This window comes from Sphingomonas sp. (assembly GCF_036731925.1).
GTDB lineage: Bacteria > Pseudomonadota > Alphaproteobacteria > Sphingomonadales > Sphingomonadaceae > Sphingomonas.
The window spans coordinates 426,242-438,920 of record NZ_DAINDJ010000001.1 but is presented as its reverse complement, the minus strand read 5'-3'; the positions used below and the strand labels follow the sequence as shown (position 1 = coordinate 438,920).

At 63.8% G+C, this 12,679-nt stretch carries 21 protein-coding genes; all 21 read right to left on the bottom strand.

Annotated features, from left to right (window positions below; translation table 11 throughout):
* Positions 1-36 precede the first annotated feature (36 nt).
* The 21 genes from rpsM to rplB all read right to left on the bottom strand — a co-directional run bounded on the left by rpsM (position 37) and on the right by rplB (position 12,678).
* On the bottom strand, positions 37-405 hold the full coding sequence (rpsM, locus tag V7E00_RS02205) for a 30S ribosomal protein S13 (protein WP_333571051.1): 369 nt from the start codon (positions 403-405) through the stop codon (positions 37-39).
* Positions 406-1,359: 954 nt separating this feature from the next.
* Positions 1,360-2,013, bottom strand: a complete 654-nt coding sequence (locus tag V7E00_RS02200) for an adenylate kinase (protein WP_333571050.1) — start codon at positions 2,011-2,013, stop codon at positions 1,360-1,362.
* A 29-nt stretch (positions 2,014-2,042) separates the two neighbouring features.
* Complete coding sequence (secY, locus tag V7E00_RS02195) at positions 2,043-3,404, bottom strand: preprotein translocase subunit SecY (protein WP_333571049.1); 1,362 nt, start codon at positions 3,402-3,404, stop codon at positions 2,043-2,045.
* Between the two features lie 218 nt (positions 3,405-3,622).
* Complete coding sequence (gene rplO, locus V7E00_RS02190; RefSeq protein ID WP_084583901.1) at positions 3,623-4,153, bottom strand: 50S ribosomal protein L15; 531 nt, start codon at positions 4,151-4,153, stop codon at positions 3,623-3,625.
* A 105-nt stretch (positions 4,154-4,258) separates the two neighbouring features.
* Positions 4,259-5,425 (bottom strand): ATP-binding protein, encoded by a 1,167-nt coding sequence (locus V7E00_RS02185; RefSeq protein ID WP_333571048.1) that lies wholly within the window; start codon positions 5,423-5,425, stop codon positions 4,259-4,261.
* 142 nt (positions 5,426-5,567) lie between these two features.
* A complete protein-coding gene (rpmD, locus tag V7E00_RS02180; RefSeq protein ID WP_019369689.1) occupies positions 5,568-5,747 on the bottom strand; it encodes a 50S ribosomal protein L30 in 180 nt (59 codons plus the stop codon).
* A 6-nt stretch (positions 5,748-5,753) separates the two neighbouring features.
* The gene (rpsE, locus tag V7E00_RS02175; protein WP_333571047.1) at positions 5,754-6,491 is read right to left on the bottom strand and encodes a 30S ribosomal protein S5; all 738 of its coding nucleotides are present in this window, start codon (positions 6,489-6,491) and stop codon (positions 5,754-5,756) included.
* Between the two features lie 2 nt (positions 6,492-6,493).
* Complete coding sequence (gene rplR, locus V7E00_RS02170) at positions 6,494-6,853, bottom strand: 50S ribosomal protein L18 (RefSeq protein ID WP_174539078.1); 360 nt, start codon at positions 6,851-6,853, stop codon at positions 6,494-6,496.
* Positions 6,853-7,386, bottom strand: coding sequence for a 50S ribosomal protein L6 (gene rplF / locus V7E00_RS02165; protein ID WP_093294263.1), 534 nt, complete (start codon positions 7,384-7,386; stop codon positions 6,853-6,855). The genes rplR and rplF overlap by 1 nt, the downstream gene beginning before the upstream one ends.
* On the bottom strand, positions 7,386-7,781 hold the full coding sequence (rpsH, locus tag V7E00_RS02160) for a 30S ribosomal protein S8 (protein ID WP_010545734.1): 396 nt from the start codon (positions 7,779-7,781) through the stop codon (positions 7,386-7,388). The genes rplF and rpsH overlap by 1 nt, the downstream gene beginning before the upstream one ends.
* 12 nt (positions 7,782-7,793) lie before the next feature.
* Positions 7,794-8,099: a 30S ribosomal protein S14 gene (rpsN, locus tag V7E00_RS02155; protein WP_010545733.1), complete on the bottom strand. Its 306-nt coding sequence runs from the start codon at positions 8,097-8,099 to the stop codon at positions 7,794-7,796.
* Between the two features lie 19 nt (positions 8,100-8,118).
* Entirely contained in the window at positions 8,119-8,700 is a 582-nt protein-coding gene (gene rplE, locus V7E00_RS02150; protein ID WP_333571046.1) for a 50S ribosomal protein L5, read from the bottom strand.
* On the bottom strand, positions 8,693-9,010 hold the full coding sequence (gene rplX / locus V7E00_RS02145) for a 50S ribosomal protein L24 (RefSeq protein WP_066719888.1): 318 nt from the start codon (positions 9,008-9,010) through the stop codon (positions 8,693-8,695). The genes rplE and rplX overlap by 8 nt, the downstream gene beginning before the upstream one ends.
* Positions 9,010-9,378, bottom strand: a complete 369-nt coding sequence (rplN, locus tag V7E00_RS02140) for a 50S ribosomal protein L14 (RefSeq protein ID WP_010545730.1) — start codon at positions 9,376-9,378, stop codon at positions 9,010-9,012. Before rplN ends, rplX begins: the two co-directional genes overlap by 1 nt.
* Before the next feature lie 142 nt (positions 9,379-9,520).
* Positions 9,521-9,787, bottom strand: coding sequence for a 30S ribosomal protein S17 (gene rpsQ, locus V7E00_RS02135; protein WP_010545729.1), 267 nt, complete (start codon positions 9,785-9,787; stop codon positions 9,521-9,523).
* A 13-nt stretch (positions 9,788-9,800) separates the two neighbouring features.
* The gene (gene rpmC / locus V7E00_RS02130; RefSeq protein WP_010545728.1) at positions 9,801-10,004 is read right to left on the bottom strand and encodes a 50S ribosomal protein L29; all 204 of its coding nucleotides are present in this window, start codon (positions 10,002-10,004) and stop codon (positions 9,801-9,803) included.
* A 5-nt stretch (positions 10,005-10,009) separates the two neighbouring features.
* Entirely contained in the window at positions 10,010-10,441 is a 432-nt protein-coding gene (rplP, locus tag V7E00_RS02125) for a 50S ribosomal protein L16 (RefSeq protein WP_064313338.1), read from the bottom strand.
* A 16-nt stretch (positions 10,442-10,457) separates the two neighbouring features.
* The gene (gene rpsC / locus V7E00_RS02120) at positions 10,458-11,168 is read right to left on the bottom strand and encodes a 30S ribosomal protein S3 (RefSeq protein WP_333571045.1); all 711 of its coding nucleotides are present in this window, start codon (positions 11,166-11,168) and stop codon (positions 10,458-10,460) included.
* A complete protein-coding gene (rplV, locus tag V7E00_RS02115; RefSeq protein ID WP_010545725.1) occupies positions 11,168-11,545 on the bottom strand; it encodes a 50S ribosomal protein L22 in 378 nt (125 codons plus the stop codon). Before rplV ends, rpsC begins: the two co-directional genes overlap by 1 nt.
* Positions 11,545-11,823 (bottom strand): 30S ribosomal protein S19, encoded by a 279-nt coding sequence (gene rpsS / locus V7E00_RS02110; RefSeq protein WP_333571044.1) that lies wholly within the window; start codon positions 11,821-11,823, stop codon positions 11,545-11,547. Before rpsS ends, rplV begins: the two co-directional genes overlap by 1 nt.
* A 3-nt stretch (positions 11,824-11,826) precedes the next feature.
* Positions 11,827-12,678, bottom strand: a complete 852-nt coding sequence (rplB, locus tag V7E00_RS02105; protein ID WP_333571043.1) for a 50S ribosomal protein L2 — start codon at positions 12,676-12,678, stop codon at positions 11,827-11,829.
* Position 12,679 lies beyond the last annotated feature (1 nt).

Sequence of the window (12,679 nt, the reverse complement as noted above, 5' to 3'; positions counted from 1 at the left end):
GCCTCGGGGGAAGAAGTGCGCGCTGGGGAGCGCTGCTTACTTCTTCTTGCCGGCGATCGGCTTGGCCTTGCCCTTGCGGGTGCGCGCATTGGTGTGCGTGCGCTGGCCACGGACCGGCAGGCCCTTGCGGTGACGCAGGCCGCGATAGCAGGCCAGGTCCATCAGGCGCTTGATGTTCATCGCCACCTGGCGACGAAGATCACCTTCCACGGTGTAGCCGGCGTCGATCGCCTCGCGGATCTGCAGCACTTCCTGATCGCTCAGGTCCTGCACGCGGCGCTCCGGCGCGATGCCCAGCTGTTCGGTCAGTTCCTTGGCCTTGGTCGCGCCAATGCCGTGGATATACTGCAGCGCGATGACGACGCGCTTGTTGGTCGGGATGTTAACACCCGCAATACGTGCCATGAAATATATTCTCCCAGCTCCACGGGGCACTGCATGGCAGCGGCGCCCCATCTCGTAGCGTTGCCTTCCGAAATGCAGCGGCACGACGCACGCGATGGAGCGCCGCCGTAATCTACTGTTCCGGAAGTTGGGCGAGATACGGGGCCGCAGGCGAACTGTCAAGCGCCGCGGGGCCGGAAAATGCTGAACCCTCCTTATATAGCAAGGTTCCCGGCAGGCCAAGCGCGGCGAGGGGTGCGACGGCCAAGCGCGTCCCGTTTCGGATAGGGGGATGGGGCTAACACAGGTCCGGGTGAGAACGGATCCCTGCCGCCCGCACTCCCACACATTGTCACCCCGGCGAAAGCCGGAGTCCATTGGGGCCTCGCTATTGGCTTTTGCTGCAACCGAGCGGCGAATGGATCCCGGCTTTCGCCGGGATGACGGCGGTCTTTGGTGGCAAGCGGACGTTGTGTGTGTACAAAGGAGGCATGCTTCGTCGCTCGGCTCTGGTCCTATCCGCTATTTTCGCATCGCCGTTGAGCGTGGCACCAGCAGGGGCGCAACCTAAGGGTGCGTTGCAGTCCGGAGTGGTGCCTACGGTATCGGAAATGGAACCATTCGTCCGAGGTGAGTGGCGGTACTTCAGCCACCGCATTCGGACAGAGGACGCACTTGCTTTGGAGCCCAAGGGTATGGTCAGTGTGCCGCACACCCTTTGCTCGCAAGGATACGACGGGCGCTTCTTCGAATGCGCTACTCTGATTGTCTACGAGATGCCCAACGGCTATCCTCGCAGCTCACTGGTTCGGCATAACGTGGAGCGAGACGCTGAAGGACGGTTGCATACTGCAATCGTAACCGCCGGGCGGCCAAGCTCAATTAAGTAGGGCTCACTCTATGTCCGCTATTGGGCGCAAGCCGACATAGCGACCACCCGAATCAGAAAGGGCGGGGTCTCCCCCGCCCTTCCCGTTATCCCTGCCCGTCGAGCACCGCGGCGATCTGCCGGGTCACCTCGTCGATATCGGCCATGCCGTCGACTCGCCGGACCAGCCCCTTCTCTTCGTAGAAGGGCAGGATCGGCGCGGTCTTGGCGCGGTACTCCGCCATGCGGGTGCGCACCGTCTCGGCATTGTCGTCGGGGCGGCGCTTGAACTCGGTCGAACCGCACACATCGCACACGCCGTCCGTCTTGGGCAGCTTGTACTTGTCGTGATAGCCCTCGCCGCACTTCGCACAGGTGAAGCGGCCCTCGACGCGGTCGACCAGCGCCTCTTCGTTGACCAGCAGCTCGATCACATAGTCGAGCTTGCGGCCCCGCGCAGAGAGCAGTTCGTCGAGCGACTTGGCCTGCGCATAGGTACGCGGATAGCCGTCGAAGATCGCGCCCTTCTCGGTATCGGCCATGTCGAGCCGCTCGCCGATGATGCCGGAGACGATTTCGTCGGAGACGAGCTCGCCCGCCTCCATCACTGCCTTGGCCTTCAGGCCCGTGGGCGTCCCCGCCTTCACCGCGGCGCGCAGCATGTCGCCCGTGGACAGCTGCACCATGCCGCGCTCGGTCTCGAGACGCTTCGCCTGGGTGCCCTTACCGGCCCCCGGCGGACCCAACAGGATGATATTCAACAGGTACCTCCCCTTGTGCCGCGCGCCGATCAGCGCGCGCGGCCGCCCTTGAGCTTCGCCTTCTTGATCAGGTCGCCATACTGGTGGGCCAGCAGGTGCGACTGGATCTGCGTCACCGTATCCATGGTTACGTTGACGACGATGAGAAGGCTAGTGCCGCCCATCAGGAACGGGATGCTCATCGCGGAGAACGCCCATTCCGGGACCAGGCAGATGATGGTCAGATAGGCTGCACCGATCACGGTGATGCGGGTCAGCACATAGTCGAAATACAGCTCGGTGTTCTTGCCCGGGCGGATGCCGGGGACGAAGCCGCCATAGCGCTTCAGATTGTCCGCGGTTTCCTCGGGGTTGAAGACCACCGCGGTGTAGAAGAACGAGAAGAAGATGATGCCCGCCGCGTAGAGCGACATGTAGATCGGCGAACCGTGGCGCAGCCAGATGTTGAGGTTCGAGATCAGGTCGCCCCACCAGTTGTCGCCCGCGGACTGGCCGGCGAACTGGGTGATGGTCAGCGGCAGCAGCAGCAGCGACGAGGCGAAGATCGGGGGGATCACGCCGGCGGTGTTCAGCTTGAGCGGCAGGTGGCTGCGCTCCGCCTGGACGCCGCGCGCGGTCTGGCGCTTCGGATACTGGATCAGGATGCGCCGCTGCGCGCGCTCCATGAAGCAGATGAACAGCACGAGCAGCGCAACGCCGATGATCACGAAAATCAGGCGCAGCGGATCGATCGAGCCCGAACGGCCGCTCTCGAACAGCTGGACGAGCGTGACAGGCAGGCGCGCGACGATGCCGGCCATGATGATCAGCGAAATGCCGTTGCCGATGCCGCGGCTGGTGATCTGCTCACCGATCCACATCAGGAACATGGTGCCGCCGACAAGGCTGACCACCGCGGTGAGGGTGAAGGCCAGGCCGGGCTCAACCACCGGGCTCAGGCCCTTGGCGGCGCCTGCGGCTTGCAGCCCCTGCACCAGGAAATAGCCCTGCACGCAGGTGAGCAGCACGGTGCCGTAGCGGGTGTACTGGTTCAGCCGCTTGCGGCCGCTTTCGCCTTCCTTCTTGATCGCGTTGAGCTGCGGCGACAGCGAGGTCGCTAACTGCACGACGATCGACGCGGTGATGTAGGGCATCACGCCCATCGCCACGATCGACATGCGCGACAGCGCGCCGCCGGTGAAGTTGTTGAAGAAGTCGAGCACGCCGCCCTGCGTCTGCTGCGCGAGCAGGCCGAGCGCGGTCGGGTCGATGCCCGGCAGCGGCACATAGCTCAGCATGCGGAAGACGATCAGCGCACCGAGGGTGAACCACAGGCGCTTCTTGAGGTCGGTGGCCTTGCTGAACTTCGCCAGATTGATGCTGGAGGCCAGCTGGTCGGCTGCGGATGCCATTTCGTATCTTCGTCCCGGATAAGTGACGGGCGCTCCCCCGCCCTGCGGGGATGCATATAGGGCCTGCGCGCGGCTTGTCTAAGCCCTGTCGCGCGAATCCCGATCGCCCTGAGCTTGTCGAAGGGCCGTTTTTCTGTGGACGAGGAAGAAAGAACGGCCTTTGGGCAAGCCCAGCACGAAGGAAGGCGGAGCCTTGGGAGCCCCGCCTTCGCATTTCGTCAGCCCTGCTTGGCGGCCTTGGCAGCGGCCTGGGCCGTGCGGTGCTTCGCCTTGTGCTTCTCGGCGGCCGGAACGATCTCCGGCACGGTGACCGAGCCACCGGCCTTCTCGACCGCCTCACGCGCACCGGCGGAGACGCCGGCGACGGTGAAGTTCAGCTTCGCGGTGAGCGAACCCTTGCCGAGCAGACGGACACCGTCCTTGCCGCCACGGGCGAGGCCAGCGGCCTTCAGCGCGGCGTGATCGATGTCGGTGCCGGTCAGCTTGCCCGAATCGACAGCCTTCTGGATCTCGCCCAGGTTCACCTCGGCATAGTCCTTGGCGAAGATGTTGTTGAAGCCACGCTTCGGCAGACGCATGTGGAGCGGCATCTGACCGCCCTCGAAGCCCTTGATCGAGACGCCTTCGCGGCTCTTCTGACCCTTGACGCCGCGGCCGCCGGTCTTGCCCTTGCCCGAGCCGATACCACGGCCGATGCGCATGCGGCGATGACGGGCGCCCTGGTTGTCGTTGAGTTCGTTCAGCTTCATGATGTGTGCACTCGCTTTCGCTTTTGTCGCGCGTTGATAGGAAGCGCGGGCTCATAGCGGCGAGCGGGGGGAATGTCGACTCTTGTTTATCAGGCGACAAGCGCCTCAAAGCCAGTGTCGCTTGAGATACTCATCGAACAGCGGAACGGTAAAGGCGACGTCCCCGTGCGCGGGGCTATAAATCATTCCCTTAGCGATGATTTGCGCACGCCGCGGTCCTAGCGTGGTCAGCTTCTCGTTCAACATTTCGGCCACGTCGGAGGACCGATAGGGGCCCGCCCCAAGGCGGGCCATCGCGATCACATATTCCTTTTCTTTCGGCGTGAGGCGCTCGATCCGAACCTTGAAGAAGCCCTCGTCCAGTCGCCTCAAAGCCTCCGTCCCAGCAGCGTCAATGCAATCTTCAGCGATCGGCGAGGCTGCCGAGGCGTTCCAGACCTGATAGCCCCACTCCTGAAGAAAGTAGGGATAACCTCGCGTGAGTGCCACAATGCGATCGAGCACCTCCGCGTCAATGGACTCACCTTCCTCCTCGATCGGTTGGCGAATAGCGTTGACGGCATCCTCCTTACGCAACGCATCCACCTGCGGGAAAATGAACAGTCGCTCGGCATAGGATTTGGCATCTCCAGACAACGCCGCAATGGCGGGAAGTCCAGCGCCGAACATCAGAACAGGGAGGGCTTTCTGGTTCACTCGATGAATGGCGACGATCAACGCCCCCAATTCCGCGGTGCTCAGATACTGAACCTCGTCGATTAACAGCGCCCACCCGCGCTCTGCCGCCTTTGCCGCCTCACCGACCTTCAGAAAAAGCTCGGTCACGTCGTATTCAAGGTTGCCGCTGTCCGCCACGCCCGGCTCCGGATCGACCGCGACCTCGAAGTCTCCTACGCTGATCTTGAAGCTCCCGGCGAAGCTCCGCAGCGCACGCAGCGCCGCATGTGTCGCAGACTTGGCGCCCTCGGTGAGCGATAGTTTCCGCAGCACCTGATGCACCTTGGGATAGAGCAGATCAACGAGCTTTCGATCCTCCGGCGCCTCGATGAACGAGGTCAGATAGCCATGCTCCTCGGCCAGCTGCTCGATCTTGTTCAAAAGAACCGTCTTGCCGACGCCGCGCAAGCCCAACAGCATCTGTGACTGAGCGGGCCGGCCCAGCAAAACCCGCTGGAGCGCCGTGTCGGCAGCCGTGATGATCTCTTGACGACCCGCAAGTTCGGGAGGCTGAGAACCTGCCCCTGGGGCGAACGGGTTTCTGACCGGATCCATATGTAGCTATTTAGCACCATGTATAGCCTGATCAAGCTATACATGGTGCTAAGTGGCTTTAACTGAGCTTTTGCGTACGAAAAAGGGCGGTGGTTGCCCACCGCCCTTTTCCTAAAGTCGCCTGGTTTGGCAGACCGAAGGCTCAGCCCTCGATCACCTCAACCATGTGCGGCAGCTTGCGGATCATGCCGCGGACCTCGGGGCTGTCTTCCAGCTCCGAAACCTTGTGCATCTTGTTGAGGCCAAGGCCGATCAGCGTCGCGCGCTGATCCTTGGTGCGGCGGATCGGCGAGCCGATCTGCTTGATCTTGATCTTCGCCATGATCGTTTACTCCGTAACGGCCGCAGCGTCCGCCTCGGCGGTTTGCGAACCACCGCGGCCGAGCAGGTCGGCGATCTTCTTGCCACGGCGCTGCGCAACCGACTTCGGCGAAGTCTGCTCACCCAGTGCCTCGAACGTGGCGCGGATCATGTTGTACGGGTTGGACGTGCCGACCGACTTGGTCACCACATCGGCAACGCCGAGCGATTCGAAGATCGCGCGCATCGGGCCGCCGGCGATGATGCCGGTACCCTGGGGCGCCGAACGGACGGTCACGCGGCCTGCGCCGAAATGGCCGTTGCCGTCGTGGTGCAGCGTGCGGCCTTCCTTCAGCGGAACGCGGATCATCGCCTTCTTCGCCGAAGCGGTCGCCTTCGAGATGGCTTCCGGCACTTCGCGCGCCTTGCCATGACCGAAGCCGACACGGCCCTTGCCGTCGCCGACGACGACGAGCGCTGCGAAGCCGAAGCGCTTACCGCCCTTCACCGTCTTCGAGACGCGGTTGATGTGGACGAGCTTTTCGATCAGCTCCTCGCCACCGTCGTCCTGCGGACCACCGCGACGATCGTCGCGGCGACCACGGTTGCCGTCGCGGCCGCCACGGCCACGATTGTCACCGCCGCCCGGGCCGCCACGGCCACGGCCGCCACGTGAACCACGGCCCTGCTGCTGCTGGTCGGGAGCCGCCTGGCCGGCGTCCTGCGCCTCGACCGGTGCTTCGGTCGTGTTGATTTCATCGGCCATCGTTAGAACTCCAATCCGCTCTCACGCGCGGCATCCGCCAGCGCCTTGACGCGACCATGGTAGAGGAAGCCACCGCGGTCGAAGACGACCTGGGTGATGCCTGCGGCCTTGGCGGCCTCGGCAACGCGCTTGCCCACTTCCTGTGCCGCGGCGATCGTGGCGCCGGTCTGGCCACGCACGTCCTTCTCGAGCGTGGAGGCCGAGGCGACGGTGCGACCTGCGGCGTCGTCGATCACCTGGGCATAGATGTGCTTGCCCGAGCGATGGATCGACAGACGAGGACGGCCACCGGCCCGCGCACGAAGCGCGGTACGGTTGCGGCGACGACGCTTTTCGAAAAGCGAAAGACCCTTGGTGCTGATCACTTCTTCTTCCCTTCCTTGCGGAAGATGAATTCGCCATCGTACTTGATGCCCTTGCCCTTATAGGGCTCCGGCTTGCGCCAACGGCGGATTTCCGCGGCCACCTGGCCGACCTTCTGCTTGTCGATGCCCGAGATCTCGACCGTGGTCTGATCCGGCGTCTTGATCTCGATCCCTTCCGGGATGTCGAAGTTGACGTCGTGCGAATAGCCGAGCTGCAGCTTCAGGACCTTGCCCTGCGAAGCGGCGCGATAGCCCACGCCGGTGATCAGCAGCTTCTTGGTGAAGCCGGTGGTCACGCCGGTGACGAGGTTCTGCACCAGGGTACGCTGCATGCCCCAGAAGGCACGCGCGCGCTTGGTCTCGTTCGCCGGCTGCACCGAGATGCCGCCGTCGGTCACTTCGTACTTGATGTCGTCGGCCAGCGGCATGGTGAGGGTGCCCTTGGGCCCCTTCACCGAGATCTGGCCGGCTTCGACCTGCGCGGTCACGCCCGCAGGGACGGGAACCGGCTTCTTACCGATGCGGCTCATCAGAACACCTCCGCGAGCACTTCGCCGCCGACATTCTGTTCGCGCGCTTCGGCGTCGGACAGAACACCGCGAGGCGTCGAGACGATCGTGATGCCGAGGCCGTTACGGACGCGCGGAAGCTCCTGCGAACCCGAATAGACACGGCGGCCCGGCTTCGAGATGCGCGCGACGTGCTTGATCGCCGGCTGGCCCTCGAAATACTTCAGCTCGATGCGGATGCCGGCCGCGGGGCCCATCTGCTCTTCGCTGTAGCCACGAATATAGCCCTCGCGCTGAAGCACGTCGAGGACACGGACACGCAACTTCGACGCCGGCGTCAGGACAGAGTCCTTGCGCGCGCGCTGACCGTTGCGGATGCGGGTGAGCATGTCACCCAGGGGATCGGTCACTGCCATCTTGCGTGTCCTTTACCAGCTCGACTTCGTGACACCCGGGATCAGGCCCTTGTTGGCCAGATCGCGCAGCATGACACGTGCGAGACGGAACTTGCGGTAATAAGCGCGGGGACGACCCGTCAGCTCACACCGGTTGCGAATGCGGGTCGGGTTCCCGTTGCGGGGAATCTCGGCCATCTTGAGCCGTGCGATGAGACGCTCGGTCTCATCCAGGCTTTCGTCGTTCGCAATCGCCTTGAGCTTCGCGTACTTGCCGGCGTACTTCTTCACCAGCTGCTTGCGACGCTCGTTCTTGTTGATCGAACTCAGTTTCGCCATGACTTAAGTTCTTCCTTCCTTACGCCGCCTGCTTCGTTTCGCCGTCCGCCTGCGGGAACGGGAAACCGAAGAGACGGAGAAGCTCGCGAGCCTCGTCATCCGTCTTGGCAGTGGTGGTAACGATCACGTCCATGCCGCGCACCTTGTCGATGCGGTCATAGTTGATTTCGGGGAACACGAGCTGTTCCTTCAGGCCGCAGGCATAGTTGCCACGACCGTCGAACGACTTCGGGTTCAGGCCGCGGAAGTCGCGGACGCGCGGGAGCGCGATCGTGATGAAACGATCGAGGAACTCGTACATGCGCTCACGACGAAGGGTAACCTTCGCACCGATCGGCATGCCTTCACGCAGCTTGAACTGCGCGATCGACTTCTTCGCCTTGGTCACGACGGGCTTCTGGCCGGCGATCAGTTCCATTTCAGAAGCGGCCTGCTCGACCTTCTTCTTGTCCTGGGTGGCTTCGCCAACGCCCATGTTCAGCACGATCTTTTCGATGCGCGGAATTTCCATGACGTTCTTGTAGCCGAACTTCTCGGTCATCGCCTTGACGATCTGCTCGTCATAGAGCTTACGCAGGCGGGGCGTGTAGGTATCAGCCATTGATGACCTCCCCGGTCTTGACGGCGACGCGAACCTTCTTGCCGTCGCGGGTTTCGAAACGGACGCGGGTTGCCTTGCCGTCGGCGGTCACGTGCGCGACCTTCGAGACATGCAGCGGCGCTTCGATGCGCACCAGGCCACCCTGGGGCTCGCCCTGGGTCGGCTTCTTGTGGCGCACGGCGATGTTCACGCCGGATACGACGACCTTGTCGTCCTTCGGCAGCGACTTGACGACCTCACCGGTCTTGCCCTTGTCCTTGCCGGACAGGACAACGACCTTGTCGCCCTTCTTGATCTTGGCAGCAGCCATCACAGCACCTCGGGGGCGAGCGAAATGATCTTCATGAAGCCCTTCGAGCGGAGCTCGCGGACCACCGGGCCAAAGATACGGGTGCCGATCGGCTCCTCGTTCTTGTTGACCAGAACGGCGGCGTTACCGTCGAAACGGATCACCGAGCCGTCGGTGCGGCGGATGTCCTTCGCCGTGCGGACGATAACCGCGCGGTGGACGTCGCCCTTCTTAACCTTGCCGCGGGGAGCGGCTTCCTTGATGCTGACGACGATGACGTCGCCCACGCCGGCGAAGCGACGCTTCGACCCGCCCAGCACCTTGATGCACTGCACCCGCTTCGCGCCGCTGTTGTCAGCGACGTCGAGATTGGACTGCATCTGGATCATCGATCCGGTTCCTTCTCGTTTGGCCTGCCGGGACGCGCCCGGTGGTTCCGTTTCTAATGCGTCACCCCGGCCTTGCGGCCGGGGCACCAAAGCGGCGGCCTATGACCGCAACTTGAGTTCTCCGCAAGAGCGGAGATGACGATTATGCGTCGACCGTGTTCGGCGTCGCGTGGGTATCGACCCGCCCGATCACCTTCCAGGTCTTCAGCTTGGAGATCGGCGCAGTCTCTTCGATGCGCACGGTCTCGCCGGCCTTGTACTCATTCGCCTCGTCATGGGCGTGGTACTTCTTCGAGCGGCGGATGATCTTCCCGTAGAGCGGGTGCTTCACCTTACGCTCCACGAGAACCACCACGGTCTTGTCGCCCTTGTCCGAGACGATGTTCCCGGTCAGCACGCGCTTCGGCATGGTCTCGGTCCTCTTACTTGGCAGTCGAGCGCGAGCGCTCGTTCTGCAGCGTCTTGATACGGGCGATGTCGCGACGCACTTCCCGCACGCGGGTCGGCTTCTCGAGCTGGCTCGTGGCGGCCTGGAAGCGCAGGTTGAACTGCTCGCGCTTCAGGTTGCCCAGCTGCTCGGCGAGCTGGTCGTCGGTGTTGGCCCGAAAGTCGGTTGCCTTGGTCATTTCTCTCAGCCCTCCAGGTGCGTCGTGTCGCCGAGGCGGGCGACGACCTTGGTCTTGATCGGCAGCTTCATCGCAGCGCGCTCGAACGCTTCCGCCGCGAGCGGGCCGGGCACGCCGTCCAGCTCGAACAGGATGCGGCCGGGCTTGACGCGGGCGACCCAGAATTCCGGCGAACCCTTACCCGAGCCCATGCGGACTTCGGCCGGCTTCGACGAAACGGGAACGTCCGGGAAGATGCGGATCCAGAGACGACCCTGACGCTTGATGTGACGCGTGATCGCGCGGCGAGCCGCCTCGATCTGGCGCGCGGTGATCCGCTCGGGCTCCATCGCCTTCAGGCCATAGGAGCCGAAGTTGAGCGCCGTGCCACCCTTGGCGTCGCCATGAATGCGGCCCTTGAAGGCCTTACGGAACTTGGTGCGCTTCGGTTGCAGCATTGTTCTGTCCTAGTCCTTAGCGGCGATGATCGTCGCGCGACGGGCGCACGCCCGAGGTCTGTGCCTCGAGGTTCAGCCGGTCCTGCGCCATCGGATCGTGACCGAGGATTTCGCCCTTGAAGATCCAGACCTTCACGCCGCACACGCCATAGGCGGTGTGGGCTTCGGCCTCGGCATAGTCGACGTTCGCGCGCAGCGTGTGCAGCGGAACGCGGCCTTCACGGTACCATTCGGTGCGGGCGATTTCCGCGCCGCCCAGACGGCCGGCGCAGGTGATACGAATGCCTTCGGCGCCGAGACGGAGTGCCGACTGCACCGCGCGCTTCATCGCACGACGGAACGCGATACGGCGCTCCAGCTGGTCCGCCACGCCCTGCGCGACGAGCTTCGCATCCACTTCCGGCTTGCGGATCTCGACGATGTTCAGCGACACGTCCGACGAGGTCATCTCGCCAAGCTTCTTGCGAAGCTTCTCGATGTCCGCGCCCTTCTTGCCGATGATCACGCCGGGGCGTGCCGCGAAGATCGAGATGCGGCACAGCTTGGCCGGACGCTCGATCACCACCTTCGAGATCGCGGCCTGCGGCAGCGTCTTGAGGATGAACTTGCGGATCTTGAGGTCCTCCAGCAGCAGACGGCCATAGTCATGGCCTTCCGCGAACCAGCGGCTGTCCCAGGTGCGGTTGATCTGCAGGCGCAGACCGATGGGATTGCTCTTCTGACCCATTATGCTTCTTCCTGCTCGCGCACGACGATGCGCAGACGGCTGAACGGCTTCAGGATGCGGGTGGACTTGCCACGGCCGCGCGTCGCGAAGCGCTTCATCGTGATCGACTTGCCGACCGACGCCTCGGCGACGACGAGCGCGTCGACGTCGAGGTTGTGGTTGTTCTCGGCATTGGCGATGGCCGAAGCCAGAACCTTGCGCGCGTCGACCGCCATCGCCTTCTTCGAGAAGGCGAGGATGTTCATCGCTTCAGCCGCGGTGCGGCCACGGATGAGCCCGGCGACCAGGTTCAGCTTCTGGGCCGAACCACGGATCTGGGTGGCGACGGCAAGGGCTTCCTTGTCGCCGACCTTGCGGGGGGCTGCCTGCTTGCTCATTAGCGCTTACCCTTCTTGTCCGCGGCGTGGCCGGGGAAGAAACGGGTCGGGGCGAACTCGCCGAGCTTCATGCCGACCATTTCCTCGTTGACCGACACCGGCACGAACTTGCGGCCGTTGTAGACGTTGAACGTCAGGCCAACGAACTGCGGCAGGATCGTCGAGCGACGCGACCAGGTCTTGATCGGACCAGCGCGGGTGCCGGCTTCCTGAGCGGTCTCTGCCTTCTTGAGCAGATGCAGGTCCACGAACGGACCCTTCCATACGGAGCGAGCCATCTATCAGCCCTTCTTCTTCGCGTGACGCGAACGGATGATCATCTTGTCCGTCGCCTTGTTGTGGCGGGTGCGCGCACCCTTGGTCGGCTTGCCCCACGGGGTAACCGGGTGACGGCCGCCCGAGGTACGGCCTTCACCACCGCCGTGCGGGTGGTCGACCGGGTTCTTCGCGACACCGCGGGTAAGCGGACGCGAACCCTGCCAGCGGCTACGACCGGCCTTACCGAAGTTCTGGTTCTGGTTGTCGGGGTTCGACACCGCACCCACGGTCGCCATGCAGGCGGCGTGGATGTAGCGCTGCTCACCCGAGCCCAGACGCACGATCACCATGCCGCGGTCACGACCGACGACCTGGACGTACGCACCGGCCGAACGGGCGATCTGACCGCCCTTGCCCGGCTTCATCTCCACATTGTGGACGATGGTGCCGACCGGCATCTGGCCCAGCTCCATGGCGTTGCCCGGCTTCACGTCGGTCTTCTTGCCCGCGATCACCTTGTCGCCGACAGCGAGACGCTGCGGAGCGATGATGTAGGCCAGACGATCCTTGCCGGCTTCGTCGGCGCCGTAGTTGATCAGCGCGATGAAGGCGGTGCGGTTCGGGTCATACTCGATCCGCTCGACGGTGCCCTCGACGTCCCACAGGCGGCGCTTGAAATCGACGATGCGATAGCGCTGCTTGTGACCGCCGCCGATGCCACGCGAGGTGACATGGCCCTTGTTGTTGCGGCCGCCGGTCTTGGTCTTGCCTTCGGTCAGCGCCTTGACGGGGCGACCCTTGAAGAGCTGCGAGCGGTCGATCAGGATCAGCCCGCGGACGCCCGGCGACGTCGGATTATAGTTCTTGAGCGCCATG

Bases quoted from the DNA above. Each gene is read 5' to 3' on its own strand.
- rpsE (WP_333571047.1), bottom strand. From the start codon at position 6,491: ATGGCCGATGAAATCAACACGACCGAAGCACCGGTCGAGGCGCAGGAC.
- rpmD (WP_019369689.1), bottom strand. From the start codon at position 5,747: ATGGCGAAGATCAAGATCAAGCAGATCGGCTCGCCGATCCGCCGCACC.
- rpsM (WP_333571051.1), bottom strand. From the start codon at position 405: ATGGCACGTATTGCGGGTGTTAACATCCCGACCAACAAGCGCGTCGTC.
- rpsS (WP_333571044.1), bottom strand. From the start codon at position 11,823: ATGGCTCGCTCCGTATGGAAGGGTCCGTTCGTGGACCTGCATCTGCTC.
- V7E00_RS02185 (WP_333571048.1), bottom strand. From the start codon at position 5,425: ATGGATCCGGTCAGAAACCCGTTCGCCCCAGGGGCAGGTTCTCAGCCT.
- rplO (WP_084583901.1), bottom strand. From the start codon at position 4,153: ATGAAGCTGAACGAACTCAACGACAACCAGGGCGCCCGTCATCGCCGC.
- rplP (WP_064313338.1), bottom strand. From the start codon at position 10,441: ATGCTGCAACCGAAGCGCACCAAGTTCCGTAAGGCCTTCAAGGGCCGC.
- secY (WP_333571049.1), bottom strand. From the start codon at position 3,404: ATGGCATCCGCAGCCGACCAGCTGGCCTCCAGCATCAATCTGGCGAAG.
- rplN (WP_010545730.1), bottom strand. From the start codon at position 9,378: ATGATCCAGATGCAGTCCAATCTCGACGTCGCTGACAACAGCGGCGCG.
- rpsN (WP_010545733.1), bottom strand. From the start codon at position 8,099: ATGGCGAAACTGAGTTCGATCAACAAGAACGAGCGTCGCAAGCAGCTG.
- rpsC (WP_333571045.1), bottom strand. From the start codon at position 11,168: ATGGGTCAGAAGAGCAATCCCATCGGTCTGCGCCTGCAGATCAACCGC.
- rplV (WP_010545725.1), bottom strand. From the start codon at position 11,545: ATGAGCAAGCAGGCAGCCCCCCGCAAGGTCGGCGACAAGGAAGCCCTT.
- rpmC (WP_010545728.1), bottom strand. From the start codon at position 10,004: ATGACCAAGGCAACCGACTTTCGGGCCAACACCGACGACCAGCTCGCC.
- rpsQ (WP_010545729.1), bottom strand. From the start codon at position 9,787: ATGCCGAAGCGCGTGCTGACCGGGAACATCGTCTCGGACAAGGGCGAC.
- rpsH (WP_010545734.1), bottom strand. From the start codon at position 7,781: ATGGCAGTGACCGATCCCCTGGGTGACATGCTCACCCGCATCCGCAAC.
- rplX (WP_066719888.1), bottom strand. From the start codon at position 9,010: ATGGCTGCTGCCAAGATCAAGAAGGGCGACAAGGTCGTTGTCCTGTCC.
- rplB (WP_333571043.1), bottom strand. From the start codon at position 12,678: ATGGCGCTCAAGAACTATAATCCGACGTCGCCGGGCGTCCGCGGGCTG.
- rplF (WP_093294263.1), bottom strand. From the start codon at position 7,386: ATGAGCCGCATCGGTAAGAAGCCGGTTCCCGTCCCTGCGGGCGTGACC.
- rplE (WP_333571046.1), bottom strand. From the start codon at position 8,700: ATGGCTGATACCTACACGCCCCGCCTGCGTAAGCTCTATGACGAGCAG.